This window comes from Bacillus sp. RC240 (assembly GCF_044907945.1).
GTDB classification, from domain to species: domain Bacteria; phylum Bacillota; class Bacilli; order Bacillales; family Bacillaceae_G; genus Bacillus_A; species Bacillus_A mycoides.
In genome coordinates, this window is sequence record NZ_JBIYCT010000001.1 from 806,654 (window position 1) to 833,309 (window position 26,656).

At 35.1% G+C, this 26,656-nt stretch carries 30 protein-coding genes and 1 pseudogene; 21 read left to right on the forward strand and 10 right to left on the reverse strand.

Translation table 11 applies throughout. From position 1 onward, the window contains the following. Nucleotides 1-30: 30 nt before the first annotated feature. The gene (locus ABH955_RS04215; RefSeq protein ID WP_404453550.1) at nt 31-957 is read right to left on the reverse strand and encodes an aldo/keto reductase; all 927 of its coding nucleotides are present in this window, start codon (nt 955-957) and stop codon (nt 31-33) included. 288 nt (nt 958-1,245) lie between these two features. Here ABH955_RS04215 and ABH955_RS04220 point away from each other — a divergent pair, with 288 nt between their 5' ends. From ABH955_RS04220 to dltD, 7 genes and pseudogenes are all read left to right on the forward strand, one after another. Then, entirely contained in the window at nt 1,246-1,602 is a 357-nt protein-coding gene (locus ABH955_RS04220; protein WP_404448713.1) for an FtsB family cell division protein, read from the forward strand. Continuing rightward, a pseudogene (locus tag ABH955_RS04225) lies at nt 1,541-1,817 on the forward strand (hypothetical protein). Before ABH955_RS04220 ends, ABH955_RS04225 begins: the two are co-directional and overlap by 62 nt. Nucleotides 1,818-1,905: 88 nt before the next feature. Then, entirely contained in the window at nt 1,906-2,232 is a 327-nt protein-coding gene (locus ABH955_RS04230; RefSeq protein WP_002012954.1) for a DUF3870 domain-containing protein, read from the forward strand. 104 nt (nt 2,233-2,336) lie between these two features. Then, nucleotides 2,337-3,398, forward strand: coding sequence for a dipeptide epimerase (locus ABH955_RS04235; RefSeq protein ID WP_404490906.1), 1,062 nt, complete (start codon nt 2,337-2,339; stop codon nt 3,396-3,398). Nucleotides 3,399-3,437: 39 nt separating this feature from the next. Further along, nucleotides 3,438-4,439, forward strand: coding sequence for a C40 family peptidase (locus tag ABH955_RS04240; protein ID WP_404490907.1), 1,002 nt, complete (start codon nt 3,438-3,440; stop codon nt 4,437-4,439). Nucleotides 4,440-4,459: 20 nt separating this feature from the next. Then, nucleotides 4,460-6,082: a peptide ABC transporter substrate-binding protein gene (locus ABH955_RS04245; RefSeq protein WP_002147300.1), complete on the forward strand. Its 1,623-nt coding sequence runs from the start codon at nt 4,460-4,462 to the stop codon at nt 6,080-6,082. 336 nt (nt 6,083-6,418) lie between these two features. Further along, a complete protein-coding gene (dltD, locus tag ABH955_RS04250; protein ID WP_404490908.1) occupies nt 6,419-7,600 on the forward strand; it encodes a D-alanyl-lipoteichoic acid biosynthesis protein DltD in 1,182 nt (393 codons plus the stop codon). Nucleotides 7,601-7,647: 47 nt separating this feature from the next. Here the strand turns inward: dltD and ABH955_RS04255 are convergent, their stop codons facing one another. Continuing rightward, entirely contained in the window at nt 7,648-7,872 is a 225-nt protein-coding gene (locus ABH955_RS04255; RefSeq protein WP_002032598.1) for a hypothetical protein, read from the reverse strand. A 145-nt stretch (nt 7,873-8,017) separates the two neighbouring features. Between ABH955_RS04255 and ABH955_RS04260 the strand changes: the two genes are divergently transcribed. Then, complete coding sequence (locus tag ABH955_RS04260) at nt 8,018-8,515, forward strand: DinB family protein (protein ID WP_404490909.1); 498 nt, start codon at nt 8,018-8,020, stop codon at nt 8,513-8,515. A 28-nt stretch (nt 8,516-8,543) separates the two neighbouring features. Here the strand turns inward: ABH955_RS04260 and uptA are convergent, their stop codons facing one another. Further along, entirely contained in the window at nt 8,544-9,149 is a 606-nt protein-coding gene (gene uptA / locus ABH955_RS04265; RefSeq protein WP_002032601.1) for an undecaprenyl phosphate transporter UptA, read from the reverse strand. A gap of 344 nt (nt 9,150-9,493) precedes the next feature. Continuing rightward, nucleotides 9,494-10,258 carry a DUF1836 domain-containing protein gene (locus tag ABH955_RS04270; protein WP_002085036.1) on the reverse strand — a complete coding sequence of 255 codons (765 nt, stop codon included), beginning with the start codon at nt 10,256-10,258 and terminating at the stop codon, nt 9,494-9,496. Nucleotides 10,259-10,515: 257 nt separating this feature from the next. Here ABH955_RS04270 and ABH955_RS04275 point away from each other — a divergent pair, with 257 nt between their 5' ends. The 4 genes from ABH955_RS04275 (at nt 10,516) to ABH955_RS04290 (ending at nt 12,666) form a co-directional block, all read left to right on the forward strand. Continuing rightward, a complete protein-coding gene (locus ABH955_RS04275) occupies nt 10,516-10,965 on the forward strand; it encodes a hypothetical protein (RefSeq protein ID WP_002032604.1) in 450 nt (149 codons plus the stop codon). Beyond that, nucleotides 10,953-11,261, forward strand: coding sequence for a YxcD family protein (locus ABH955_RS04280; RefSeq protein ID WP_000447767.1), 309 nt, complete (start codon nt 10,953-10,955; stop codon nt 11,259-11,261). The genes ABH955_RS04275 and ABH955_RS04280 overlap by 13 nt, the downstream gene beginning before the upstream one ends. Nucleotides 11,262-11,640: 379 nt before the next feature. Continuing rightward, nucleotides 11,641-12,153: a DUF6609 family protein gene (locus tag ABH955_RS04285; RefSeq protein ID WP_215585112.1), complete on the forward strand. Its 513-nt coding sequence runs from the start codon at nt 11,641-11,643 to the stop codon at nt 12,151-12,153. Nucleotides 12,154-12,192: 39 nt separating this feature from the next. Further along, on the forward strand, nt 12,193-12,666 hold the full coding sequence (locus tag ABH955_RS04290; RefSeq protein WP_404490910.1) for a hypothetical protein: 474 nt from the start codon (nt 12,193-12,195) through the stop codon (nt 12,664-12,666). Between the two features lie 106 nt (nt 12,667-12,772). Here the strand turns inward: ABH955_RS04290 and ABH955_RS04295 are convergent, their stop codons facing one another. From ABH955_RS04295 to ABH955_RS04310, 4 genes are all read right to left on the reverse strand, one after another. Beyond that, complete coding sequence (locus ABH955_RS04295) at nt 12,773-14,008, reverse strand: NAD(P)/FAD-dependent oxidoreductase (RefSeq protein ID WP_404490911.1); 1,236 nt, start codon at nt 14,006-14,008, stop codon at nt 12,773-12,775. Next, nucleotides 14,005-14,337 (reverse strand): (2Fe-2S)-binding protein, encoded by a 333-nt coding sequence (locus ABH955_RS04300; protein ID WP_215576385.1) that lies wholly within the window; start codon nt 14,335-14,337, stop codon nt 14,005-14,007. Before ABH955_RS04300 ends, ABH955_RS04295 begins: the two co-directional genes overlap by 4 nt. Next, on the reverse strand, nt 14,330-14,605 hold the full coding sequence (locus ABH955_RS04305) for a (2Fe-2S)-binding protein (protein WP_131247506.1): 276 nt from the start codon (nt 14,603-14,605) through the stop codon (nt 14,330-14,332). Before ABH955_RS04305 ends, ABH955_RS04300 begins: the two co-directional genes overlap by 8 nt. Before the next feature lie 73 nt (nt 14,606-14,678). Continuing rightward, nucleotides 14,679-16,340, reverse strand: coding sequence for a sigma-54 interaction domain-containing protein (locus ABH955_RS04310; RefSeq protein ID WP_404490912.1), 1,662 nt, complete (start codon nt 16,338-16,340; stop codon nt 14,679-14,681). A gap of 182 nt (nt 16,341-16,522) precedes the next feature. On the opposite strand from ABH955_RS04310, the gene ABH955_RS04315 reads away from it, so the two are divergent. From ABH955_RS04315 to ABH955_RS04345, 7 genes are all read left to right on the forward strand, one after another. Beyond that, nucleotides 16,523-17,698 (forward strand): NAD(P)/FAD-dependent oxidoreductase, encoded by a 1,176-nt coding sequence (locus tag ABH955_RS04315; protein ID WP_404453574.1) that lies wholly within the window; start codon nt 16,523-16,525, stop codon nt 17,696-17,698. Next, nucleotides 17,695-18,732 (forward strand): proline racemase family protein, encoded by a 1,038-nt coding sequence (locus ABH955_RS04320; protein WP_404453577.1) that lies wholly within the window; start codon nt 17,695-17,697, stop codon nt 18,730-18,732. Before ABH955_RS04315 ends, ABH955_RS04320 begins: the two co-directional genes overlap by 4 nt. After that, nucleotides 18,729-19,670 carry a proline racemase family protein gene (locus ABH955_RS04325; RefSeq protein ID WP_404453579.1) on the forward strand — a complete coding sequence of 314 codons (942 nt, stop codon included), beginning with the start codon at nt 18,729-18,731 and terminating at the stop codon, nt 19,668-19,670. The genes ABH955_RS04320 and ABH955_RS04325 overlap by 4 nt, the downstream gene beginning before the upstream one ends. A 22-nt stretch (nt 19,671-19,692) precedes the next feature. Then, nucleotides 19,693-20,589 (forward strand): 4-hydroxy-tetrahydrodipicolinate synthase, encoded by an 897-nt coding sequence (gene dapA, locus ABH955_RS04330; RefSeq protein WP_404453581.1) that lies wholly within the window; start codon nt 19,693-19,695, stop codon nt 20,587-20,589. Nucleotides 20,590-20,607: 18 nt separating this feature from the next. Then, the gene (locus ABH955_RS04335; RefSeq protein ID WP_404453584.1) at nt 20,608-22,092 is read left to right on the forward strand and encodes an aldehyde dehydrogenase family protein; all 1,485 of its coding nucleotides are present in this window, start codon (nt 20,608-20,610) and stop codon (nt 22,090-22,092) included. Nucleotides 22,093-22,222: 130 nt separating this feature from the next. Next, nucleotides 22,223-23,713 carry an alanine/glycine:cation symporter family protein gene (locus ABH955_RS04340; protein ID WP_404453587.1) on the forward strand — a complete coding sequence of 497 codons (1,491 nt, stop codon included), beginning with the start codon at nt 22,223-22,225 and terminating at the stop codon, nt 23,711-23,713. A gap of 125 nt (nt 23,714-23,838) precedes the next feature. Next, nucleotides 23,839-24,204 carry a carboxymuconolactone decarboxylase family protein gene (locus tag ABH955_RS04345; protein WP_002085063.1) on the forward strand — a complete coding sequence of 122 codons (366 nt, stop codon included), beginning with the start codon at nt 23,839-23,841 and terminating at the stop codon, nt 24,202-24,204. Nucleotides 24,205-24,258: 54 nt separating this feature from the next. Here the strand turns inward: ABH955_RS04345 and ABH955_RS04350 are convergent, their stop codons facing one another. Then, nucleotides 24,259-24,555 carry a hypothetical protein gene (locus ABH955_RS04350; RefSeq protein WP_404453590.1) on the reverse strand — a complete coding sequence of 99 codons (297 nt, stop codon included), beginning with the start codon at nt 24,553-24,555 and terminating at the stop codon, nt 24,259-24,261. A 61-nt stretch (nt 24,556-24,616) separates the two neighbouring features. Next, nucleotides 24,617-25,258, reverse strand: a complete 642-nt coding sequence (locus ABH955_RS04355; protein ID WP_404453593.1) for an HD domain-containing protein — start codon at nt 25,256-25,258, stop codon at nt 24,617-24,619. A gap of 105 nt (nt 25,259-25,363) precedes the next feature. Here ABH955_RS04355 and ABH955_RS04360 point away from each other — a divergent pair, with 105 nt between their 5' ends. Further along, a complete protein-coding gene (locus tag ABH955_RS04360; protein ID WP_404448752.1) occupies nt 25,364-25,867 on the forward strand; it encodes a GNAT family N-acetyltransferase in 504 nt (167 codons plus the stop codon). Between the two features lie 261 nt (nt 25,868-26,128). Further along, nucleotides 26,129-26,644: a DinB family protein gene (locus ABH955_RS04365; RefSeq protein WP_404490913.1), complete on the forward strand. Its 516-nt coding sequence runs from the start codon at nt 26,129-26,131 to the stop codon at nt 26,642-26,644. Nucleotides 26,645-26,656 lie beyond the last annotated feature (12 nt).

A 26,656-nucleotide genomic window follows, 5' to 3' on the forward strand; every position in this document is an offset into this window, starting at 1 on the left:
CAGTTGAAATATCCAACTGCTGGTCTTGTTTTATATTGACTGAATATAAGCTAATTCCTCATCCGTAAGTATCGGACGGGTAGTTGCATCTGCATTTTCTTTCGCTTGTTTTTTTGTTTTTGCGCCAGGAATTGCGACCGATACTGCTGGATGAGAGAGGACGTAGCGAAGTGCAAGTTGTCCTAATGTTTGATTTTCATTTGAGAGTAATCGTAGTTTCTCTACTTTTTGTAAATCTTCTTGAAACCACTTTTCTTTTGGCCATTCTTTGCGTAAATCTCCGTCAGGAAAAGTTGTTTTATTTGTAAATTTTCCGGTTAATATCCCCATTTTTAAAGGGCCGCGTATAACAGCTCCTAAATTGTTCTCTTGTAGGTAGGGCAGTATGTCGTTTTCTGGTTTTCGGTTTAATATGTTGTAATCAAGTTGCACAACATCAATTTCATCGTTTTTATTGAAGTGTTTTATATATTGTATGTCGTGAGTTGAAACACCAACAGCTCTTACTTTTCCGTCCCGTTTTAATATTTCAAATGCTCGTAAAAATGCTTCTGTTTCTTCTTGTTTATCCCACCAAATGTGACAGAAATAAACATCAATATAATCTGTTTCTAGGCGTAGTAAGCTAGTTTCAAATACTGCGATCACTTTTTCGGCAGTATTATAAACAGGCTCTCCACTTGGATCATAGTGATGCCCAATTAAACCGCCTTTCGTTGATAAAACGATATTATTACGGTGCTCTCTTATCGCTTGAGTTACTAACCTTTCACTATGTCCTAATCCGTATACATCAGCAGTATCAATAAAGTTTACGCCGCATTCAATTGCTTTCTTCATAGCGGTTATAGATTGTGTGTCGTTAACAGGACCCCATTCATCGCCGCCAATCGCCCACGCTCCAAAGCCAATTTCAGAAACAGTAATTCCAGTTTTACCTAATGTACGGTAGTGCATCATTTTTCCTCCTTGTAAGCATGTTATAACATCGGTATGCAAAACTAGAATTTATATGTGTAAAAATATTTTCTACAATTGGGGAAAAAGAATAACATAAACTACTATTTTATAGCAGCATAAATAAAAATTCTCATTTTAAATACAGAGATGTCGTCGAACGCTATCTCTAATTGGTTAATTTGTGAGATTTTTTTGTGAAGGAGGTTATTTTATAAGAATAGAATTTAAGTTAGTAAGAGATCGTGCCTATGGTAGTGAGAAAATATGGGTTAGGGGGATTTGAAAATGAGGAAACTCAAAAGAGTCAATGTTCCTAATATACCAGAGCAACTATCACAGCCTAACGACAAGCGAACTATAAATAAGAAGAAGTTAAGGCGTTTTATTTTCATGTTCATTTTTATTGCTGCGACTACTTTGTACGTTCAATATATTTTAACGAAACAACAAGAAGTAATTAATGGCAAAAAAAATACTATAACAAATCAAAAGAAACAATTAGTTTCTTTAAAGAAAGATCAAGGTTCTTTAAAGACTAACATTGAGAATTTAACCGGTAATGAAGAAGAGATTTTAAAGTTTGCTAGAAAAGAGTATCAATTTTCTAAGTCAAACGAAACAATATTCGTATTGCCAAAGTGAAGTGGTGGAACAGTTAGCGATAGCTAACTGTTTTTTGATGTATGAGGGAAAAAGTTGTTTGTAGTGTGAATGTCATGGTACAAGGAGCAATGACATATTGTAAAAATGAGAAGTTTGAGCCAATTTTAATTGTTTCAAGAGATTTTCATAATTATGGAATATATGTCAAAATAAATATTGTTAAAATTCTGTCAATTGTATATAATACAAGGTAAGCGGATACATTTTTTAATCAACGTTGAGTTAACAGCTTATACGTCTGTTAAGAAAACCGTTATCCTCGTATAAGAAAGGAAGATAGCTGTGTACGCTTCAAATACAATTTACGTCGTAGGGGATGCGAAAGCACCTCAAAATAATCCCATTACCGAAAAGTTCAAAAGTTATTTTGTAGCATTTGTACTTGAGAAGGATACAGGGGAAATTGTAGATGCAGATTGCTCAGCCACAATTGCATTAACATCTCAATTTGTTAAATATTTGTTTCTACATAAAAATATTAATGACCCAGCATTAGTAACAGAAATAAAAAATCGGTACTTCGGTTCGTCTCAAAAGGCGCTACTTGTAGCGCTAAAGGATGCACAGAAAAAATATAATCAGATCGCTGCTTTGTCTACCCATTCATAGACAAAATCCAGCCGTAAGAATCTTCTTATGGCTGGATTTTTTTGTTTCGCATTAACGGAAAAGCCAACCGGATATTAAAGTATCACCCTATAAACAATGAAAGGATGAACAAAATGAAAATTACCGATGTGAAGGTAAACCGCCGACATGTAAAGCTTCATACACCGTTTAAAACTGCGCTTCGCACTGTAACGGAAATCGAAAGTATAGATGTGTTTATTCATACAGATGAAGGGATTGTTGGAAAAGGAGCTGCTGCAGCAACACCGGTTATTACAGGTGATTTTGCCAACGGGATTGAGGAAGCAATATTAGGGCCAATTCGCTCCGTATTAGTTGATAAAGATGTGCTGCAATTTCAAACGTTATTGTTACACATTCAAATGAGCTGTATAGGAAATACAAGTGCGAAAGCGGCGGTAGATATGGCTTTATACGATGTATATTGTCGATTTCACAACATACCGTTATATGCATTGTTAGGTGGGAAGAAAGAGATTCATACTGATATTACAGTAAGTGTGGATGAGCCTTTATTAATGGCAAAAGAAGCGAAAAAGCATATCGAAAAGGGATTCCAAACATTAAAAATTAAGGTGGGTAAAGAGGCACATTTAGATTTAGAACGCATAGAGGCAATTCGAAATGTAGTACCAAAGAATACGACGTTACGTTTAGATGCAAATCAAGGATGGAAACCGAAAGAAGCGGTTTCTATTATTAGAGAAATGGAGAATAGAAATTTAAATATAGAATTTGTAGAACAACCAGTTCATGCGAAAGATTGGGAAGGATTAAAGTACGTGAAGGACAATGTACAAACGCCTATTATGGCAGATGAAAGTATGTTTTCGGCAAGCGATGCATTAAAGATTGTCCAAGGAGGATATGCAGACCTACTTAATATTAAATTAATGAAATGCGGCGGCATACGAGAAGCATGGAAAATTGCGGATATTGCGGAAGCAGCAGGTGTGAAGTGTATGGTTGGAAGTATGATGGAACCTTCACTTTCAGTTAGCGCTGTTGCCCATTTAGCTGCGGCACATCCGAACATTCATTACTTTGATCTTGATGCACCGTTATGGTTAATGGAAGACCCAGAAGGAATGACTTACAATGGTCCAAAGGTAAACCTGCATTCTGTAGTGAATATACAATCTTAGAAGTAGTACCTAGTAAACTATCTTTTAAGGGGGATATATATGAAAAAAGTAGGAACTGCATTTTTGACAACCTTATTTATATTTTCATCGTTTACATCGGCAAATGCTGAAGAGAAGAAGGATAATAAAGCATTTATAGATGTATCTGCTGCAACGTTATGGACTGCACCAGATTCATTACGACCAATTGATGCACCGAGTGCGACAAATCCAGTTGATTTATGGAAGTGGACGAAATCAATGACGCTAGATGAGAAGCTTTGGTTAACGAGTGCAAATAAATTAGAAACGCAAGCGCTACTCGGTCAAGAAGTAACAGTAATTGATAAAAAAGGTGATTGGGTAAAAGTACTAGTGCACGGACAGCCAACGCCGCGAAATGAAGAAGGGTATCCAGGGTGGATGCCTGAAAAACAATTAACGTATAATCAAGAATTTGTAGATAAAACAAACGAACCTTTCGTATTAATAACGAAACCGACAGCAATTGTATATATTAACCCTTCTGAAAAACATAAATCGCTTGAAGTCAGCTATAATACGCGTTTACCGCTATTAAGTGAAGATACGATCTCATACCGCGTATTGTTGCCAAATGGTCAGAAGGCGTGGCTACGGAAAAATGATGGGACTGTTTACCATTCTCAAAATGATATTCCGACTCCAACCGCTGATGACTTAATAAACACCGGAAAAATGTTTTTAGGATTACCGTATATATGGGCTGGTACAAGTGGTTTTGGATTTGATTGCTCTGGATTTACACATACGATTTATAAATCACATGGCATTACAATACCGAGGGATTCTGGGCCACAATCAAAAGCAGGAATTGCGGTTGATAAAGAAAACCTACAAAAGGGCGATTTAATATTCTTTGCACATAATCAAGGAAAAGGTAGTGTTCATCACGTTGCCATGTATATTGGTGATGGGAATATGATTCATTCACCAAGAGCTGAAAGATCGGTAGAAATTATACCGTTAAATACACCAGGATATATAGAAGAATACGCTGGTGCTCGTCGTTATTTACCTTAAAAAAGATAGGGGGGCTTTATATGAAAAAGGTTGTTCGCTATTCATTAGTTAGTACTTTACTTGTCTCTTCATTTTTAGTAGGCTGTGCGAAAGAAAAAACAGCTACGAAGCCGAAAGATGAGAAAAAAGTATTACAACTACTAGAAACGGGTGAAATTCCATCACTGAATTCTGGAAAAGTAACAGATGCAGTATCGTTTAATGTTTTAAACAATGTTATGGAAGGATTATTCCGTTTATCGAAAAATGATGAAGTGATTCAGGCTGGGACACAAAAATATGAAGTGAGTAAAGACGGAAAGACATATACATTCCACTTGCGTGATGCGAAATGGTCTAATGGTGATCCGGTAACAGCTCAAGATTACGTATATGCTTGGAAGCAACTTATAAATCCAGATACAGCCTCTCAATATGCATATATCGCGTACGATGTGAAGAATGCGGAAAAGATAAATAAGAAACAATTAGGCTTAGAAGAATTAGGTGTGAAAGCAAAGGATGATAAAACGTTCGTTGTTGAGTTAGAACATCCAGTACCGTATTTTACGAAACTACTTATTTTACCGTCTTTCTATCCAATTAATGAAAAATTTGCGAAAGAGCAAGGTGATAAATACGGGTTAGAGGCAAATAAAGCGATATATAATGGGCCGTTTACATTATCGGAGTGGAAGCACGAAGCGAGCTTTACAATGAAGAAAAACGATAAATATTGGGATAAAAAAGAAGTGAAATTAGATGAAGTAAACTACCAAATTGTTAAAGAAATTTCAACTGCGGTAAATTTATATGAAACAGATAAGGTAGATAGGGCTGTCATTTCTACAGAATTCGTAGATAAATATAAAAATAATAAAGAACTGAAACAATATACAGATCCAGTTATGTATTTCTTCCGTTTCAATGAAAATGTACCGATTCTTAAAAATAAAAACGCACGCCTTGCACTTAGTACAGTTTTTGATAAGAAGGGACTTGCGACTTCATTTTTAAATGACGGATCAGTTGCTGCGAATTATTACGTACCAAAAGGATTTTTAAAAGGACCAGATAAGAAAGATTTTAGAAGTACGGCAGGTGAGTTTAATAAGACTGATGTAAAACAAGCGAAGGAATATTGGGAAAAGGCAAAACAAGAGACCGGTACAAATGAAGTTACGTTAGAACTATTAAATTATGATTTAGAAAACTTTAAAAAAGTAGGAGAGTATATTAAAGAACAGCTTGAGAAAAACTTACCAGGCTTAAAAGTAAATGTGAAACTACAACCACATACTCAAAAACTAGCGTTAGAGAAGAAAAAAGAATATGAAATGTCGTTATCACGTTGGTTACCTGATTATCCAGATCCAATGACATACTTAGAAGTTTTCCTTTCGGGAAGTACCGTAAATAATACAGGATATGCAAATCCAGAATATGATGCGTTAATTAAAAAGATTAAAACAGAATTAGGTAATGATGAAAAAGCCCGTTGGAAGGCATTGCAAGATGCGGAAAAAATGCTCCTTGATGATGCAGTAATCGCACCAGTATTCCAGCGCGGATTATCTTACTTACAAAAACCATACGTGAAAGATTTATATGTTCACCAATTTGGTCCAGCAACTAGCTTGAAATGGGCGGATGTACAAAAATAAAGTGATGGAGAAACAGACTTCACGTATGTGATAGTCTGTTTTTTCTTATAGCTTCAAATGAATTATAGACATTTTATAAGTTTTTTCATCGCTTAAAAATAAAATTATTACATAAATTCCAGTGTGAAATTTATGTAGAATCTTGTATAATTAACATGTTTCTTTGGAAGCATTTTCTTGCGCTATTTGTATAGGACTTAATAGAGCAAGGGAGGAAATACATACATGTATATAATAGATAAATAGAATGGAGCATGTATTGAAAAAAAGGAGAGAAATGATGACGTGTCATAAACAAGGGTTACAATTTATTCGTAATAGAAAGAGGAACAACCGATGAAGATGAAGCATGCTTTTGGTCCAATTATTTTAGCCTGTGTACTCTTTTTCATTGTATTGCTTATTCCATCTAAGAGTTTAGTATCACTATTAAGCGATAAAAAGATAGAAGATGCAGCAACTTCCTTACAAAAAGAGAAATTACAAAGTGTTTTCTTGCAACAGAAAATGTTAGAGAATTCGCAGTATTTACCGATGTATGGTTCATCAGAGTTTTTACGAATGGATGCATATCATCCATCTAACTATTTTAAAGTAAATCCAGCAGGTTTTACTCCATTTTTAATAGGGACTGGTGGTACGCAAAGCTTGGCTCATATATTAAATATGACGTCTACAATGGATGAATTAGAAGGTAAAAAGGTAGTCTTTGTTCTTTCACCACAATGGTTTACAAAAACCGGTGTATCACAAGGGGATTTTACAAATAATTTCTCCAAACAACAAGCCTATCACTTTATTTTTAATGACGAAATAAAGCCTGAAATGAAGAAAAAAATCGCGAAACGTTTACTAGATTATAAAGTTGTTCGTAAGGATGCGATATTAAGTAGTTCGCTAGAAAGTATTGTATATAACGATACAAAACATAACATAAAAGCTGAACTAGCTAAACCGCTAGCGTATATGTACCGGAACATTTTAGATCATCGAGATTTATTTAACTCTCTATTTAAGATCGAACCGATGAAAGAGGAAACAAATATGGGTTTACGTTCGCTTTCTTGGGAAGATGCACGTAAACATGCGGAACAAGAAGGTAAAGTAGGATCCACAACAAATACATTCGGAATTGCAAATCCATATTATTATAAACATAATTTAAAGAAAAAATTAAAAGGTTTAAAAAACTTTAGAGCAAATGAATCGTATGATGATTCACCAGAATATGATGACTTACAAATTGTTTTAGATCTTTTCAAAGAAAAAAATGTAAAACCACTCTTTATTTCTGTGCCTGTAAACGGACCGTGGTATGATTACGCTGGTTTCCCAAAAGAACGTCGTGATGTGTATTACAATAAGGTTCGCGATCAAGTCGAGAAAGCAGGATACCCAGTAGTCGATTTTTCTAGCCATGAATATGATAAGTATTTCTTAAAAGATACAATTCATTTAGGCTGGAAAGGCTGGATCTATTTTGATGAAGCTGTGCAGAAGTTTTACTCTGAAAAATAATGCATAAACAATAGAAACAGGAATGGCAATAAAGCCGTTCCTGTTTTTTAGTATAGAGGATTTTGGTGTGGGCAATTTGGAAAGGCGTGTATATCTTGAATTTGTCTAAAGTCATAATGTTTCATGGCGAACTGGGCTTGGTAAAGGTATTCGTAAACAAATAATTGATTATTTTGAACGCCGCATAAAACGCCGGAAGTTCCTTGCCCATTAATAAGAGAAACACCAACAGGGCGTCCGATTAAGTATGGTACTTTTTGCTGCCAATGCATAGGGGGATCACTCCTTTTTGAGTTACTATACGAAATTACAAATGAATTGTAACTTATCCAAGTAAATCTTAAACTGGAGGGTTTTAATGAAATGTCTAGAAATCATTAATATGAATGAATTATTTGTGTGGAAGAGGAGTGCATTATGGAGAAAGGAAGGATTCTGAAAGAAAAGTTAAATCTAATAGAATGGTGCCAAACATTGAATGGAATATCGGAGGATATATGGTTTCAACCATTTAAAAAAGGTTCATGGGCAATTGCGGATGTAATTTCACATTTTATTGTTTGGGATGCGTTTCTAATGAAGTATAGAATTTCATATTTTGTAAGCGGGAAATCTGTACCTATCGTTCCAACAGATGTTGAGGAAATGAATAAGGGTGCAATAAAATATGCAAGGTCTGGTATTTCAAAAGAAGAACTAATAGATCAATTTAGCTTTACTCGTAAACAATTAGTAGACCAAATTGAGCGAATTCCTGCTCGGAATTTTAATAATGACTATCAATTTGGCACAAAAAAATTGAGGTTAAATAATTATTTTTCATCACTTATCGAGCATGACTTAAAGCATAAAAAAGAAATAATACAATTTCTAATACATGATCAAGCCGATAATAAAAACCGCTATAATTCTTAATGAATTTATAGCGGTTTTTATTATAATCTTAAGCAAGATTTTTACGTTTTTTTGTCCACTTTTTTATAACGAAATATAAAAGTATAAGTACAACGCCACCGATAGCGAACGATTTCACATACGGTCCAGCAATATCGTTAATATTCTCCCAATTTTCACCTAGTTTCTCACCTAAATAAATGAAAATGATAGACCAAGGGATGATCGCAAGTGCTGTTAATGTAGTGAAACGTAGTAATGGCATTTTTGTAATACCAGCAGGAATTGATATCGCATGACGAACGATAGGAATGAAACGTGCAGTGAAAATTACGCCAGTTCCGTAACGATTAAACCAATCTTCAGCAGCATCCATTTGTTTTTTATGTATGAAAATATACTTACCGTAACGTTCTAATACAGGGCGACCACCATATCGACCAATCCAGTAAACAAAGATTTGGGCAATAACACCACCAATTGTACCGAATATAACTGCGCCTACAAATGAGATACTACCATTGAATACTAAGTATCCCGCATAAGCAAGGACAATCTCACTTGGAATAATTTCAATCATAAGTCCAAGCATTATGCCCCAATAACCTAATCCCTCAAAAAATGTTAATACTGAATGAATAAAACTACTTAACATTGTTGCACCTTCTAATGTATGAATTTTGAATATAAGCCCCTTTATTTAACAATATAAAAGGTTCACTATATGTAGATTATACCTTATTTATATAGTGGATTGCCATTTCAATTCTTTTATGTCTCTCATAAGTATTATAGTAAAGGATATAAGCCCAGTTTTCATGAAGAGATAATGAAAAGATTATTAAAAATTTCTCATATATTAGTTAGAATAAAGGTGTCTACATAAAACTTTTTAGTCTCCGAAAAAGTTCATGAAGGGCAATTTCGAATTTCATGTGAGCTTAATAGTACAAAAGATATATTGATATAAAAAAACAGGAGCAAATCTGCTCCTGTTTTTTAAGGTTTCACATCTAAATTTTGTAAAAATAACGTTGCTGTCACATATCGTTTCGCTAGCATTTGTACATAAGCGGTATGTACAGAAAGTGTGGCGATAATAATAGCGTTACGAATTGCTTCGCGTTGTTCGTTATTAATTTGATCGAACTTACTTGCTATTTTATCAGCCTTTTCTTTTACGATATTTTCGATCGTATGAACTGTATCTGTAGCATTTAGTTGTAAGCAATTCCCTTGATTCAGTTCTTCAAATAAAGAAGAATAAGCTACATATAAATGAAGAGGGTTAATTAAATCATCACTTCGATCGGCCGGGTCATTTACGATGAGTCGTAATAGTTTGCGAATAGATTCAAAATCAAGCGCTGTTTTTAAATCTTCGACAATGAATAATAATGCTGCTTGTTCGATTGAGTATTTCTTCCCTTTTTGAGGGGAGCCGATCATTTCTTTTATATCTCGTTTCACCCAGTTTTGCATAGCAGTTACAGAGAAGCTCGTATTTTCAATCTGATTGCCAAGCGCAACTATTTCATTTAAAGAAAAACCGACATCCGTATCGTCAATCTTAATCAATTTTTCAAAAATAGGCGAAAGTGCGGTTGTAATAAAAGCAGTAACGCTTTGTCCGCTTTCAATATCTTTTTTATGTGACTTTGCCCAAGCTTCTTGTAAAATGCCGAGAGGCTTCTTCGTATTCCATCCTCTTAGTGATAGAAGGAGCGTTGCCATTTCGTTTCGTGTGAGATGAAATGTTTCCATCTTTTCACCTCCAAAATTATAAAAAGTTCTTATGAACTTATAATATGTTTTGTTTCATTTAAAGTCAATTCCGTTTTGCTTAATTTTTCCTATGTCATGAAATTGTCGTAAGTAAATAATGCTTGCATATTTCGACAAAAGTTCATATAATAAGTTCATAAGAACCTTTAAAATGGTTTTAAAACAAATCTATCATTCTGAATTTACTAGAAAGGTAGATTTCACATATATCTATATAAAAGGAGAATGGATATAATATGTTGAAAAAACTTGTAGCAGTAATGACAGCATTCATGGTTATCTTTGGGGCTAGTAGCTTTATGTTCGTAGATCATGCGGCAGCGAAAAGTTACAAATCTGGTAAAAAATCATATACACCAAGTTCAGGTCAAAAGTCAAAAGTTGATTTAAACAAAAAAGATTCTAATGTGAATTCACAAAAAACGACAACTGATTCAAAAACAAAAGCAACAAACACAGCACCAAAAAGTAATAAAGGTGGCTTTATGAAAGGCTTATTACTAGGTGGTCTTGGTGGTTTACTAATGGGTAGCTTATTTGCAAATATGGGAGCACTTGGTTCTGTATTAGCGTTTATGGTAAATATGTTAGTAATGGCTGGTATCGTAATGTTAGCAGTTCGTGCATTTAAATACTTCAAAGATCAACGTAAGAAAAAGGCAGATGAAGTAGCATGGAAACAATAAAAATTTCTGAACAAGAATTAATAAATGCGCTTTGTGTATATATCGCTGAAAAAAGACAAGTTGGTCCAGAAGAAGTTTCAGTTGAACTAATGTATGATGACGACTACGGTTTCTCTGCAGAAGTAGAGGTAAATGGTCGCCAGCAAATTTTAATTCAAGCAAACTTAATCGAAGCACTACGCTTGTTGCTTGATCGAGAATACAACGTCAATTCATTTGCAGCAAGATTGCAACTTGAATTAGATGATGAAGAAGGTATTTACGCATTAGCGAAATTTAATAATAATGAACAATAAAACTGTTAGAGCTGTATGCTCTAACAGTTTTTATTTGGATTAATATTGCTAGTATGTTTCTTCTTTTAGAATAAAATCCAGTATTTCATGTGTCTTCAATTTAGTATTTGCATCATTTTATCTATCTAATCCAAAGTTGGCTATCCAAATAAATAATAATTTTGACATAAAACGACTTTTATTTATCTATTCGACGAATTGTGACAAATAAATCACAACTATATTTGATATGATATTTCAGAAATCTAATATTTTATTATTCAAAGCGAGGTAGAAGAATGATGGTGTGAATTTAGCTGAATTTGCTCATGAGGCTTCTGGTAAAAAAGAAGTGTGTATATCGAGAAGATTAGAAAAGTTCGAAAAAGGAGAACGGAACATGGAAACACAAACTTACAAGTATCCTAGACAAAAGATTAATGGGATTTGGCTAATAATTGCTGGAGCAGCAATGTTTTTACTTTTAATAAAACATAACGGCTATCCAAACGTTTGGCCTTTTATTATTGTTTATACATTAGGAATGATATGGCAATTGAACTCTAAAACTAGGAAAAAATTTGCAGTTGGTTCTGGAACACCGGAACAAAAGAAGTGGGCTAATTTTTCAATGATTATATTGGCTATTTTAGTTTTTCTCATTTTTCATTTTGTTGGTGATGATTATAGAAATTGCTGGCTATTAATTCTTTTAGCTGTAGGTGTTCATTTTTTAATGTTTATTCCGGTACATGGAAAAATGATGTTTTTTCTATCCATCATTTTGATAATCAATTCATTCATAGGATTAATCATTACTAACGTAAATCTAGATGTCTTTTTTGTAGTAGATGGTTTAATGAAAATTTTAGTTGGTGTAATTTTTATTAGGTTAAGTCCTATTGATTTTTAAAATACAGTTGATTAATACATTAGAAAAGAAGGCGTAGTAATGATATTTTTTATGTTAGCTATTAGTGTAGGATTAATATTTTTTGTTCATTATATAACGAAACAGATGTTTAAATACGAAGCAAATCACCTAAGTTCAAAAAAACGCTTTTTAATAAATCTTTTGCAATTTGTTAGATTTGCACCAGTAATTGTATTACTTGTAATATGCATACTGGTATTAACAACTTTGCACACGAAAACAGGTATTCGACTATCTCATGCATGGTATGCTGCGCAATTTTGGGCTTATTATACGTTTTTGTATTGTATTTATGTGATAACTAGGAAAAAACTGCTTCTTTTTTCAATGGTTATATCCTTAATTATGGCCATTTATTACACTCCGTTGTTCCACTTTGAAAACCAATTTATAGGATTGTATGTAATTGTCGCTAATATTTGCGGAATTTTAATGTTTATAAATTTATGGATGTCGATATCGAAAGTTTTAGTCGGAATGAAAAATAGATAATACCTTTGGTTCCTGTAATTGACGTAACAGAAATACTAGATGTAGTACAAAAATTATAAAAAAGGCGGTGGAAATGAATCCACCGCCTTTTTTATATGCTAGTATTTCACGCTTTCATTTGTTGATTTTCTTCAAATGATTGAAAATCACGCCAAATCTCATTCATCTTTTGTCTACCAACACCAACCATCGGATTAAACTGAATCGCAGCTTTCTGACGTACAGTGTGAACATTTTGAATTGCTTGTTGTAAATGTTTTTCAATCGAATTAGATGTTTTATTAGCTTGTTTTACGATTGAATATCCAGCGACTGTTCCTTGCACCATCGCGATTTTTCCGCTTTCAATTCCAGTAATATTTCCAGCTACAAATAAACCTGGAAGAGGGGTTTCCATTTCTTCTGAATGAAGTGGAACATGTCCGCCTAATTCTGGAATGTAATGGAAAGGGCATCCCGCTACAGCCGCAAGCTCAGCAAGCGGATATAAACCTCCGGCTATACAAACGAAGTCTGCCTCATATATCTTTTCTGATCCGTTAATAATATTCCCTTTAGAGTCAATGTTAGCAACACGAACACCTTCAACTTGTTCCGCTCCGATAATCTCAAGTGCAGCTTTACGAAGATGAAGCGGCGTCCCGTTTATTTTCATGCCGCTATTTGGATAAAATGTTAATCCAACTTTTCGAATCCAATCATATTTCATAAAACGGCTACCTATACGTAGGAAGGGAGATGAGGCGAGGTGAGCCGCATTTAAGAGTGAGTTTAAAACTTCTTCTGGTTCACCGGCTTTTTGGCTTAATTCGCTTTTTTCAGGGAGTACAATATGATCCACTGTGATTCCAGCTAATTGCAATTCGTTTAAAATGGCGAATGACAAAATATTAGCACCGATAATGATTCCTTTTTTACCAACTTGAACGCGGTGAACATTTGTCATAACTTGAGCTGCTCCAATTGACATAACTCCTGGAAGTGTCCAGCCAGGAAGGGGAATGGAATACTCAGCAGCCCCAGTAGCAATTAGTACGAACGGTGCTTCTAACGTACCGATATTTGTATGCACGAACCAAGACCCCTCATCTTCATCTAAGTTATATACGGAAACACCGCACCGAATATCGACTGAAAGGGATTTTGCTTCTTCATGAAGGCGCTTTGATTCTTCTATTCCGTTCCACCATTCCCCAGTAGGCTCTTGATGCAACTGACCTAACAATCTCCCGCCCGGCTTCATAAATTCATCAATAACAAGTACGTTAAGTCCAAAATGGGCACAAGAGATAGACGCTGATAATCCTGCTGGTCCTGCGCCAATAATAATTACATCGATCATCGCTTTTTCACCATCTCTCTCACGATGTTCGGATGCTGTTTTCCGCTTTCAACAACCATATCGTTTTCAACTACAGTTAAGCAAGCTCGTACATTCGTTTGATTGTTTACAGTCACGCGGCATTCAGAACAATGCCCGATATTACAATAAATACCTCGCGGAGTTCCGCTATCTTCATGCACTCTTAACGTTCTTATTCCGTTTGCAAGTAAAGCGGCCGCTATCGTTTCATGTTCATATGCTTCGTATTGTTGACCGTTAAATTGAAAAGTGATGTGCTGATTATTATTTAAACTACCTAAAATAGGGTGATTTGTAATTCTACTCATGATTTTCACCTACCGCTCCAAAAGTAACTGCGCGCACGGGTGGCTGATATTTTAATGGAATTTCATTGGGAGTTATGTCAGGGTTTGTACTTTCAATCATTCGATCTATCATCATTCTACATGTGCGACCACCACAAAATCCCATGCCAGCACGTGTTCTTAGTTTTAATTCTCTTGCCGAGCATTTATATTCAGCAATTGTCGATTGAAGTTGTCCGTATGTAACTTCTTCACAACGACAAACAATTAAGTTCTCTTTATTCGTCATATGTATTCCTCCTCTAGTTCGGTTTACATAAATTATTATGCAAAAACTATGCCAATATAGAGGAGGAGAGGGATTATTGTAACCCCAGTCTTTTTAAACGATTATATAAAGTGGCCCTCGTTACGCCAAGTTGTTTCGCACATTCTAATTTATTACCATCTAAAATGCGTAAAGCTCTTTCAATTACCTTTTTCTCATGCTCATCCATTTCTTCTTGTAAAGAAAGAATCGTATTATTGTTGCTGAGTAATAGGGATTGAGCCGTATGATTGTCTAAAGTATCATTTGTGTGAAACGGTAAATATTCTTGTTTTATAATGCCGTCTGTCGCAAATACGACGAGTCTTTCAACTACGTTGCGGAGCTCGCGAATATTACCAGGCCAATTGTAATGAAGCAGTTCATGCATAATATTTGAAGGTAAGTCTCGAATAGGCCTGTTATAGTTTATTGAAAAATCGTTTAAAAAGGAGTACGTCAATTCGATAATATCCTCTCGTCTTTCGCGCAGCGGTGGAATAAGCAAGCTAACTACATTTAAGCGATAGTATAAATCTTCTCGGAAAGTTCCTTTTCTCATTTCTTCTTGTAAATCACGGTTTGTAGCAGCGATAATACGGAAATCAATATTGATTTCTTTTTCTCCACCAACTCGGTAATACTTTCGTTCCTGCAGTACACGCAAAAGTTTCACTTGCATATCGAGCGGCATTTCGCCTATTTCATCGAGGAATAAAGTACCGCCTTGTGCAAGTTCTATTTTACCTTTCTTACCTTTACTATTTGCACCAGAAAAAGCCCCACGCTCGTAACCAAATAATTCACTTTCAAATAACGCTTCTGGGATTGCGCCGCAGTTAATTGAAATGAAAGGGGCATTTGCTGTTTCGCTTGCTTCATGAATTGCTTTCGCAAACACTTCTTTTCCAACTCCGCTTTCTCCGAGTATTAAAACCGTAGATTTCACTGAACAAACCTTTCTAGCTAATTGAATCGTTCTTTGTATAACAGGGCTTTTTCCATTCATCGCAAGGAAAGGATCGGATGTATCTTTATATTTTGCTACTTCTTGTTCTAAACGGTGCATTTCATGAGACATATTAAATAGTTTTTCATTTAATACGACTTGATTTGTAACATCCGTTTCTGAAACGACTGCTCCAATAATTTTATCGTTGCAATAAACTGGGTTTGAATTAATTAATACGAACAAATCTGGACGTGGCTGATGGAACTGAGCAATTATGCTTTTTCCGTCATGTAATGATTGCAAAATTTCTAAATCTTTATAATCAAAAAAACGGGTGATGGGTTGTCCGATAATTTCATTATGGTTCACTGAAAAAATCTTTTCAGCGCCATCTGTCCAAGTACGAACGCATTCTTTATCGTCGATGACTGTAACAGAAGAATCAGACGTTTGAATAACAGTGTTATAAAAAGCTAGTAGTTCATTGTAATACTTATAAAGAAAAGGAATCATTTGCTGAGCAGTTATACAGCATAAAGGCTCTTGATTTTCTTTAATGATGACAACGGCTAGTTCATGAGAAAATGCGTCGATTAAAGTAGTGAAAGAGTCATCTTCATATATAACTGTGCACCTCCATTCCTCAGTAGGTGAATGGAGGTAATAAAATTTTTCACCTACCTGTTTCATGCGCTTAACGATACTTGTACAATCAATTGACAAAATTTTTATTAACTCTTTTATTGTTGGGAATGAAAATGCCATATTGCCCTCCTATTATGTATAAAAATTTAGACAGTGATAAAAAAATAATACACCTATTTACGATAAATTTAAAATATTTTTACAAATAAAAATTATTTCATATAAATAGTTCTGTATGTAGAGTTGGCACACCAATTGCATAAATAGAAAGTGAGAGATTTAGGAGAAAGGAGGGGTGCTATGTGAGACACTGTGACGTTTTAATAATAGGCGGTGGTATTATAGGCTGTTCTATCGCGTATTACACATCAAAATATGGAAGAGACGTAACAATCATCGAAAAAGGAGAATTTGTCAGTGGGACGTCTTCACGGTGTGACGGGAACATTTTGGCTATTGATAAAGACCCAGGATTTGATAGTCAAATGTCGTTAGTAAGTCAAAAATTAGTAACTGAATTAAGTGAAGAGTTGGCACACTCATTTGAATATAGGGCGCCAGGAAGCATTCTCGTTTGTGAATCAGACGAAGAGATGGAGGCAGCGCAGCAATGGGTAAATCGTCAAAAAGAGGCTGGTTTACCATTTCGAATGCTTGATAGGCAAGATATAAGAGAGGAATCACCATTTTTTGCGGATGATTTATTAGGTGGTTTAGAATGCGCAACTGATTCGACTGTAAATCCATATCTTCTTGCTTTTTCACTTCTTGCAGAATCGAAGAAATTTGGTACGAAAGCTTTTAATCATACAGAAGTGAAAGAAATAAAAATAGATATAGACGGTTCCTTTATTGTAGAAACGACAAATGGAACGTTTACTGCGAAGCAAGTTGTGAACGCAGCCGGTGTGTGGGCTCCTAAAATCGGACAGATGTTAGATGTGAATATCCCAATTGAACCGAGAAAGGGACATATTATTGTAGCTTCAAGGCAACAACACGTTGGCTGCCGTAAAGTAATGGAATTTGGTTATTTAATTTCTAAATTTGGTGGAAAACGAAAAGTGGATGCTTTAACTGAAAAGTATGGGGTGGCACTTGTATTTGAACCGACAGAAAGCCAAAATTTTTTAATTGGTAGTAGTAGAGAGTTTGTAGGTTTTCATACGAAGATAAATAACGAGGTTATTAAATGTATTGCGAATAGAGCAATTCGTTTTTATCCGAAAATGGCAGATATGATGGTGATTCGTTCATATGCTGGATTACGCCCGTGGACAGAAGATCATTTGCCGATAATTTCACGAGTGGAACATATTCCGAATTATTTTATTGCAGCAGGACATGAAGGTGATGGAATTAGTCTTGCGGCAGTTACTGGGAAAGTGATTGAAGAGTTATTAAATGAAAAAGAAACAAGCATTCCTATTGAACCACTTCGTTTGAGTCGTTTTACAGAAAGGGTGTTAAACGGATGAGGTCACAAAGAGTCTTTACGACAATTGATACACATACGGGCGGGAATCCAACGAGGACATTAATTAGCGGACTTCCTAAGTTAATTGGAGAGACGATAGCAGAGAAGATGTTACATATGAAAAGAGAGTATGACTGGATTCGGAAATTGTTAATGAATGAACCTCGTGGTCATGATGTAATGTCAGGGGCATTATTAACAGATCCGTGTCATCCTGAAGCTGATATAGGTGTTATATACATAGAGACAGGTGGATATTTGCCGATGTGTGGCCACGATACAATCGGTGTATGTACAGCTTTAGTTGAATCAGGTTTAATTCCAGTAATTGAACCGGTTACTTCTTTAAAGCTAGATACACCAGCTGGCTTAGTTGAAGTAGATATTTCTGTTCAAGATGGGAAAGCGAAAGAAGTCTCCTTCTGTAACATACCAGCTTTTTTACTGAAAAATATTTCTGTACACGTCGAAGAAATTGGAGCTGTAGAGGCTGATATTGCGTATGGAGGGAATTTTTATGCCATTATCGATGCGAAGTCAGTAGGTTTAGAGTTAGTACCAGAAAACGCATCTACAATCATTGATAAGGCGATTCATATTAGAAATACAATTAATGAGAAGTTTGAAATCATTCATCCAGAGTATTCGTTTATAAGAGGATTAACACATGTTGAATTTTATACAGATCCTACTCATGAAAGTGCGCATGTGAAAAATACAGTTGTTGTTCCGCCAGGAGGAATTGATCGATCTCCATGTGGCACAGGAACATCAGCGAAGTTAGCTGTATTATACGCTCATAAAAAAATTAAAATCGATGAAGAGTTTATTCATGAGAGTATCGTTGGCTCATTATTTAAAGGGTGTGTCATAAATACGACATATGTGGAAAATATTGAAGCTGTAATAACGAAAATTACAGGATCAGCTTGGCTTATGGGTATGCATAGATTTTTTTACAATGAAAAGGATCCACTTAAAGAAGGCTTTTTGCTAATTCCGCCGATGGAACATGAAACGGAGGATGTAAAATGAACATTCAAAAAATGTATACAGCAGTAGACGTACACGTAAATGGCGAGGCGTTTCGTGTAATGAAAGACGTACCATGCAAATACTATTACAGTTTGGAGCAATTAAATGAACAATTTTTAGGTGAATTAGCAGAAGAAATGAAACTTTTATTAAATGAACCACGTGGTTTCATCGGTTTAAATGGATGTATTGTCGTTCCTTCTATTCATAATGAAGTGGATGCAGCTGTATTGTTTTTTAATCATGAAGGAGCCATTCCTCTTCATTACGGAGGCATTGTCGCAGTAATAACGATGTTACTAGAAAGTGGGTATTTAAAAAAGAGAGAGTCTAATCAATACAAAATCGAAACGCTATCTGGAATATTTTCAGTGAATGCATATGTAGAGAATGATGAAGTTGTATCTGTTTCGTTTGAAAGCAAACTATGTTATATGATTGAGAAAAATTTAAAGGTTGGTAATATAAGTTACTCTCTCATACAGGCAGATAAAGTATATGCAGTTGTAGAAAAAGATACGTATTCGCCAGAAATCAGTATTGAAAACATCTCTAAATTAAAAAAATGGGGTGAAGCTACACTTCAAGCTATACAAAAACAGTCATTAATAAAAAGACTTATTTTAGTAGATTCTATGCGAAAAGAAAAGAACCATATAAAGTCGATTACATTTCATGAAGATAACTTTATAGTACGTTCACCAGGTTTTGTTTCTACTATTGTGTCTTATGTTCATACATTATTTAAAAATGATTATATAGCGGATAAACCTTTTAAAAATGAAAGTATTTTTAATAGCTTTATAACAGTAGAAAAAGTGAAGAAAGAAGAACTTGGATACATTTTTCGATTTGAAAGTAGAGGGTTTATTACAGGTATGCAAACATTTATATTAGATCCTACTGATCCGTTTCCAACAGGTTTCTTATTAAAATAATATGTTAAAGGGAGAGATAAAGATGCAAAAAATTAAAGGGGCATTTCCAGTATTAATAACACCGATGGATGAATTTCAAGAGATTGATTGGAAAGGCGTAAAACAAAACGTAAACTACTTTATTGAGCAAAAGGTAGTTGGAATTATTATTAATGGAAGTACAGGGGAATTTGTTAGTTTATCAAAAGAAGAACGATTTAACATGGTAGAAACAGTATTAAAAGAAGTTGATGGCCGTATTCCTGTCATTGTTGGAACTGCTGCAGAGACGACGAAAGAAACGATTGAATATACGAAACATGCAGAAGCGCACGGAGCGGATTGCGCATTAATTATAAACTCTTACTATTGTAAACCGAAGGAAGAGGAGATTTATTTTCATTTTAAAGAAATCTCAAACGCTGTAAATATACCAATTATGCTATACAATAACCCATTTACTTCTGGTGTTGATATGAGCACAGAGTTAATGCTCCGTATTGGAAAAGAATGTGAAAATGTTACACATATTAAAGAATCTAGTGGAGATATTCGAAAAGCGAGAGATTTAGTAAGACAAGGTGAAGGTGCTTTCCAAGTCTTCTGCGGATCTGAAGATTTAGTTATGGAATCTTATTTAGTTGGTGCATCGGGATGGGTTTCAGTAGCAGGAAATATCGTTCCAGGACTCGTTACGAAAATGTATGAGCATTTTCAAAATGGTGAATTAGAAAAAGCGTGGGAAATGAACGATGCTATTTTACCTCTTTGTGAGTTTCTTGAAGGATCAGGAAAGTATGTGCAAATCGTTAAACGTTCAATGGAATTACATGGGCAAGTCGGAGGACCTTCACGTTATCCGAGATTAGGATTAACTGAAGAAGAAGATCAAAAGCTTCAAGCTATTTTACTAGAAATTGCAGCTCATGCAGCTGTTTAAATAAGGAGGAGAGTATATATGTTAACGACAAACATTGAGCTGAAACCAAAAGTGAAAGCGTTTTTAAATGAAGAAATTAAAATGTTTATTAATGGTGAATTTGTTTCTTCAATAAGTGGAAAGACGTTTGAAACATACAATCCAGCAACAGAAGATGTTCTAGCAGTCGTATGTGAAGCGCAAGAAGAAGATGTTGATGTCGCAGTAAAAGCGGCAAGATTTGCTTTTGAATCAGGCCCGTGGGCAGAGATGACTACTGCTGAAAGAGCACACCTTATTTATAAATTAGCAGATTTAATTGAAGAGCATAGAGAAGAATTAGCACAGCTGGAAGCTTTAGATAATGGAAAACCATATCAAGTAGCACTTGATGATGATATTTCAGCGACTGTAGAAAATTACCGCTATTACGCGGGATGGGCTACAAAAATTATCGGGCAAACAATTCCAATTTCAAAAGATTATTTAAATTACACACGTCACGAACCGGTTGGTGTTGTAGGTCAAATTATTCCGTGGAATTTTCCGCTCGTTATGTCTTCTTGGAAAATGGGAGCCGCTCTTGCGACGGGTTGTACGATTGTATTAAAACCAGCAGAGCAAACACCTTTATCTTTACTATATACAGCGAAGCTTTTTAAAGAAGCTGGTTTTCCAAACGGTGTCGTAAACTTTGTACCAGGTTTCGGTCCTGAAGCAGGATCGGCAATTGTAAACCATCATGATATTGATAAAGTAGCTTTCACAGGTTCAACAGTTACAGGGAAATATATTATGCGTCAATCTGCAGAAACAATTAAACATGTAACGTTAGAACTTGGTGGTAAGTCACCAAACATCATTTTAGAAGACGCTGACTTAGAAGAAGCGATTAACGGTGCGTTCCAAGGCATTATGTATAATCATGGTCAAAATTGTAGCGCAGGATCTCGAGTTTTCGTTCATCGGAAACATTATGAAATAGTAGTAAATGAACTTGTGAAAATGGCAAATAACGTGAAGCTAGGGGCAGGTATGGAGGCGGAAACTGAAATGGGACCGCTCGTATCTAAAAAACAACAAGAGCGTGTGCTAAATTACATTGAACAAGGAAAATCTGAAGGTGCTACTGTTGCAGCTGGTGGTAAACGTGCATTTGAAAAAGGTTATTTTGTACAGCCAACAGTATTCACAAATGTTACAGACGATATGACAATCGTTAAGGAAGAAATTTTCGGACCAGTTGTCGTTGTACTCCCGTTCGATTCGACAGAAGAAGTAATTGAAAGAGCAAATCGCTCGTCTTACGGACTTGCTGCGGGCGTATGGACACAAAATATTAAAACAGGGCATCAAGTTGCCAATAAATTAAAGGCAGGAACAGTGTGGATTAATGATTATAACCTAGAAAATGCTGCTGCACCATTTGGTGGATATAAGCAATCTGGTGTTGGACGTGAGTTAGGTTCATATGCACTTGATAATTATACAGAAGTGAAAAGTGTTTGGGTAAATATAAAGTAATAGAGAGTCTAACTGTTAATAAATAGAGGGATGAAATAATGAGAGATGCGGACAACTGGAAGGTTTAATAATAGTTGTCCGTTTTCTTATATATAAAATAGTTTTCAAAAGAATGATAAGGGGGATTTGGATGGAGCAGTTAGTAGAATGGTTAGTAGGGCAAGTTTGGAGTATTGGCTTAGTTGTTTTCGCATTAGGAGCAGGAGTGTATTTCACAATTGCAACTCGTTTTTTACAAATTCGCTATTTTAAGGAGATGATTAAACTATTATTTGAAGGGAAGAGCTCGGAGACTGGGATATCATCCTTTCAAGCATTTTGTTTGGCGTTATCAGGTAGGGTTGGAATTGGTAATATCGCAGGAGTAGCGACAGCTATCGCTTTCGGCGGACCTGGAGCTGTATTTTGGATGTGGGTGATGGCATTATTAGGAGCAGCTAGTGCATTTGTTGAATCAACATTAGCACAAGTATATAAAAGTAAAGTAGGCAATGAATACCGTGGTGGTACGCCATATTTCATTGAGAAAGGCTTGAAAATGAAATGGTTTGCGGTCATGGTAGCGGTCGTTGTAACACTATCATATGGCGTTTTATTACCAGGTATTCAATCGAGTAGTATCGCAGTTGGATTTGAAAATTCTAATGGTATTAGCAAATATATAACTGGTATATTGTTAGTCGTATTATTAGCAGCTATCATTTTTGGTGGTGTAAAGAGAATTGCGGGCGTTTCTCAAATGCTAGTTCCATTTATGGCAATTGGTTATGTAATTGTTACATGTATCGTATTAATTGCGAATGTAACGGAAATTCCAAGTATGTTTGCTTTAATTTTCTCAAGTGCTTTTGGTGTAAATGAAATGTTTGGCGGCATCGTCGGCGCAGCTATTGCATGGGGAGTAAAGCGTGCTGTATTTTCAAACGTCGCTGGTGTTGGGGAAGCGACATATAGCTCCGCTGCTGCTGAAGTATCACATCCTGCAAAACAAGGGCTAGTTCAAGCGTTTTCTGTATATATTGATACAATTGTAGTATGTACAGCGACAGCTCTTATGATATTAATAACAGGTATGTATAATGTAATACCTGAAGGGAAAAGCGCTATTGTAAAGAATATGGGAAATGTAGATGCAGGTCCAATCTATACACAACAAGCAGTTGAAACTGTTATGACAGGATTTGGTCCAATATTTATTTCAATCGCAATCTTCTTTTTTGCATTTACAACTTTACTCGCGTACTACTATATCGCTGAAACGACGCTTACTTATTTAGATCGTGACCTCAAATATAGCTGGTTAAAACCAGTTTTGAAAATTGGGTTTTTAATTATGGTTTACATCGGTAGCGTAGAATCAGCTTCGCTATTATGGAACCTTGGAGATTTAGGAATCGGTAGTATGGCATGGTTAAACTTAATCGCGATTCTATTATTAAGTAAAACGGCATTAAAAGTGTTAAAAGACTATGAAACGCAGAAAAAAGAAGGGAAAGATCCAGTGTTTGATCCTAAAAATGTGGGAATTGAAGGTTTAACATTTTGGGAAGAAAGAAGTAAAGAGGTTGAAAGGAAAAATTCTAAAGAAAAAGTGTCAGTAGATAATGGGCTGAAACTTTAGATGTGCAAATTTAAAAGTTAAATAAACTGAAAATTCATTCTATTTTTAAGAGTAAATATTTGTATATGTCTTTCATTTTATCTCATACTAAAGTAAGTGTGAATAAAATGAATGGAGGATATACGATGGAAAATCAACAATATGGCTCTATAAATGATGTATTACTTGATTATAAAGAAGGTATAGGGAATTTTACGCAACAAATCCCTGAAATTGCAGAAACATATAACGCTTTTACACAAGCATGTTTTCAGGAGGGTACATTAACTAAAAGAGAAAAGCAGCTCATTGCATTAGGGATTAGTTTAGCAACACAAGACGAATATTGTACGATTTATCATACGAAGGGCTGTATTGACCAAGGATGTTCTGATAAAGAAATTTTAGAAGCTTGTGGTGTTTCAGCCGCGTTTGCTGGTGGAGCTGCAATGAGTCAGGCAGTAACCTTAGTACAAGAATGTCTGGTGGAATTGAAACATCAAAGTCATTAAACAAGAAAAAGCCCTCCTTAAAATATTCTTTTAAGGGGGACTTTCTAGTTTAGTCTAATTTTTTTGAAAGAGTTTCAATTGTTTCATATAGTCGATAGCTTTTGTTTTATTCCTTTGTGTAGAAACATATTGTGCCTCGTTTATATCTCTATAATAATTATTAAATATTTCTTCAGAAAGAATTCCGTCAGAGAGAGCTTTTTTAACTTCACAGTGTGGTTCATTTGTATGCGAACAGTTAGAAAATTTACATCTCCTGGATATATTCGTTATATCTTCATATCCAAAATCAAAGTTACCTTCATGATTTATTAAGTCAAATCCTATTTTACTAATAAGTAATCCCTCCACTTTTAAATGAGTTTTTTAGAATCATACATACAAAGTGTATCGTTTTTAAGTTGTTCTTGTTTTAATATTCTGTATTCTTATAAATTGATTTCTCTACATCAGGGAGAAGGGTGTATATGCTCTTCCCAATTAAAGATTCTAATTCATTCTTAATTGTATAGAATCCTTTCCAATGTAAAGAGGTATGAGAGGTTGTGCCATGACGTAAACCAACAGAAACCAATCTTCTTTCAAGCGTAGTAAAACCATCCGCATCAGCGAGAGCGTCGCAAAGAGTAATTACTTTATTGTATAAGTCATAGTCACTATTTTTATTCAATATTTCAATTAATCGGCTTTCCATATAATCGGGAACAAGGCTCCACTCTGCTGCGATATCTAAATGCTCATTTTTGCAAGGAAATGAATGTGTCACACAAATAATCGCGTTTCCTGTATACCCTAAATCATTCATATACATATAGCCATCATAGGAATGAATAACAGATTTAGTAAAACCTTTATATCTTCCTATGTCATGCAGGAGGGCAGCGTTGTATGCTATATCAGCATCTAGGTCGTACCCATTATTAATAAGTTCAACAACTATCTTTTCAGTTGCAAGGGCAACATTACGTGAATGTTCGAACCACGGACCTGGGTTTTGTTCATATGCCCAATCCAGCAATTCTCTTGCATATTTTCTATCTAATATATATTTCATATAGTTATCCTTTCTCTAAAAAATCGTATTTTAAATAATTTCATCTTAGTATTTCATTATTCCTGCTTTAAAAATTGTTACAATGAAACAAAAGGGGGATTAGTAATGCAAGATTTAGTAATTGAAGAGATTAAGCAACTAGAAAATGATATTGAAGAGCTTTCTGAACTGTTGAAAACTGTAGTAGATGATGGAGCGTCGATTGGTTTTTTACCTCCACTAGAAGAAAAAGAAGCAGCGAAGTATTGGCAAACTGTATTAGCACCAGAAGTGATATTGTATGTTGCTAAAATAAACAATGAAGTGGCAGGGAGTATTCAATTATATTTAGTTACAAAGCCTAATGGGATACATAGAGCTGAAATTTGCAAGTTAATGACTCATCCAAACTTTAGACGTAACGGCATTGGACGTTCACTTATGCAAAAAGCAGAGGAACGAGCAAAGCAAGAAAACAGGTCTCTTTTAGTGTTAGATACTAGAGAAGGAGATCCCTCGAATAGATTGTACAAGTCGTTAGACTATCAAGAATCCGGTAAAATACCAGGGTATGCAATTTCTCCGAATGGTGAGTTAGATGCAACAGTAATTTATTATAAAATGATTTAGTTTTTTATTTGAAAAGGGAGATAATTTCAAACGACATATTTGTTATTATGTCTGTGTGTTGATTTACAAAAAGATTAATAATTCAAAATAAAGTTTGATAAAATCCTGTATAATAGTTTTTTTCTTTTGACCCTTTAACTTCATCTGGAATGTTTAATTTAAAGGGCTAGTCTGTAGAGAATTTTAACAGTTTTTTAGATTTTGATTTTGAAGTCTTTTGGTGAATATTAAATGTTAATCTAAAAGATGGAGGTTGCTGTCATGTTGAAACCGTTTCAATATAATTGGCAAGTTCGTGATGAGTGGTTTACATTGTGCAAAGACATGCCGGATGAAGAACTATTAAAGAAACGGGTCGGTGGGTTCGGTAGTATCCTACATACTTTATTTCACATTGTAGATGTGGAATATATGTGGATCTTAGGTTTGCGAGGTGAGCCAGTTCCTGAGGAGCCATTGTTTGAAGAGTATGCCAGCTTGCAAAAAGTAAAAAATCTCTCAGCTCAATATCACGAGAAAGTGAAGCCATTTGTGACATCTTGGACAAATGAAATGGATTCTCGGAAACTTTCAGAAACTGATTTCAATGAAGAACCGATTAGCTCTAGAGACGCATCAATTAGGCGCCGAGTCATTGAATGTACACACGGAGAGATAATACGTCATGTCATTGTCCACGAAATCCACCATATCGGCCAGTTATCTATATGGGCACGTGAAATAGGAAAGGAGCCTGTTTCCGCAAATCTGAGAGGAAGAGGGCTATTCGATAATTAGACTGCCTTTGCC

Coding starts and splice junctions, on each gene's coding strand:
- ABH955_RS04305 (WP_131247506.1), bottom strand. CDS start 14,605: ATGACGAATAAAGAGAACTTAATTGTTTGTCGTTGTGAAGAAGTTACA.
- ABH955_RS04235 (WP_404490906.1), top strand. CDS start 2,337: ATGAACAAAATGAAAATTACCGATGTGAAGGTAAACCGCCGACATGTA.
- ABH955_RS04295 (WP_404490911.1), bottom strand. CDS start 14,008: ATGATCGATGTAATTATTATTGGCGCAGGACCAGCAGGATTATCAGCG.
- ABH955_RS04280 (WP_000447767.1), top strand. CDS start 10,953: ATGGAAACAATAAAAATTTCTGAACAAGAATTAATAAATGCGCTTTGT.
- ABH955_RS04320 (WP_404453577.1), top strand. CDS start 17,695: ATGAGGTCACAAAGAGTCTTTACGACAATTGATACACATACGGGCGGG.
- ABH955_RS04365 (WP_404490913.1), top strand. CDS start 26,129: ATGTTGAAACCGTTTCAATATAATTGGCAAGTTCGTGATGAGTGGTTT.
- ABH955_RS04335 (WP_404453584.1), top strand. CDS start 20,608: ATGTTAACGACAAACATTGAGCTGAAACCAAAAGTGAAAGCGTTTTTA.
- ABH955_RS04360 (WP_404448752.1), top strand. CDS start 25,364: ATGCAAGATTTAGTAATTGAAGAGATTAAGCAACTAGAAAATGATATT.
- ABH955_RS04325 (WP_404453579.1), top strand. CDS start 18,729: ATGAACATTCAAAAAATGTATACAGCAGTAGACGTACACGTAAATGGC.
- ABH955_RS04290 (WP_404490910.1), top strand. CDS start 12,193: ATGATATTTTTTATGTTAGCTATTAGTGTAGGATTAATATTTTTTGTT.
- dltD (WP_404490908.1), top strand. CDS start 6,419: ATGAAGATGAAGCATGCTTTTGGTCCAATTATTTTAGCCTGTGTACTC.
- ABH955_RS04285 (WP_215585112.1), top strand. CDS start 11,641: ATGGAAACACAAACTTACAAGTATCCTAGACAAAAGATTAATGGGATT.
- ABH955_RS04340 (WP_404453587.1), top strand. CDS start 22,223: ATGGAGCAGTTAGTAGAATGGTTAGTAGGGCAAGTTTGGAGTATTGGC.
- ABH955_RS04270 (WP_002085036.1), bottom strand. CDS start 10,258: ATGGAAACATTTCATCTCACACGAAACGAAATGGCAACGCTCCTTCTA.
- ABH955_RS04260 (WP_404490909.1), top strand. CDS start 8,018: ATGGAGAAAGGAAGGATTCTGAAAGAAAAGTTAAATCTAATAGAATGG.
- ABH955_RS04215 (WP_404453550.1), bottom strand. CDS start 957: ATGCACTACCGTACATTAGGTAAAACTGGAATTACTGTTTCTGAAATT.
- ABH955_RS04245 (WP_002147300.1), top strand. CDS start 4,460: ATGAAAAAGGTTGTTCGCTATTCATTAGTTAGTACTTTACTTGTCTCT.
- ABH955_RS04255 (WP_002032598.1), bottom strand. CDS start 7,872: ATGCATTGGCAGCAAAAAGTACCATACTTAATCGGACGCCCTGTTGGT.
- ABH955_RS04240 (WP_404490907.1), top strand. CDS start 3,438: ATGAAAAAAGTAGGAACTGCATTTTTGACAACCTTATTTATATTTTCA.
- ABH955_RS04300 (WP_215576385.1), bottom strand. CDS start 14,337: ATGAGTAGAATTACAAATCACCCTATTTTAGGTAGTTTAAATAATAAT.
- dapA (WP_404453581.1), top strand. CDS start 19,693: ATGCAAAAAATTAAAGGGGCATTTCCAGTATTAATAACACCGATGGAT.
- ABH955_RS04310 (WP_404490912.1), bottom strand. CDS start 16,340: ATGGCATTTTCATTCCCAACAATAAAAGAGTTAATAAAAATTTTGTCA.
- ABH955_RS04345 (WP_002085063.1), top strand. CDS start 23,839: ATGGAAAATCAACAATATGGCTCTATAAATGATGTATTACTTGATTAT.
- ABH955_RS04220 (WP_404448713.1), top strand. CDS start 1,246: ATGAGGAAACTCAAAAGAGTCAATGTTCCTAATATACCAGAGCAACTA.
- uptA (WP_002032601.1), bottom strand. CDS start 9,149: ATGTTAAGTAGTTTTATTCATTCAGTATTAACATTTTTTGAGGGATTA.
- ABH955_RS04355 (WP_404453593.1), bottom strand. CDS start 25,258: ATGAAATATATATTAGATAGAAAATATGCAAGAGAATTGCTGGATTGG.
- ABH955_RS04275 (WP_002032604.1), top strand. CDS start 10,516: ATGTTGAAAAAACTTGTAGCAGTAATGACAGCATTCATGGTTATCTTT.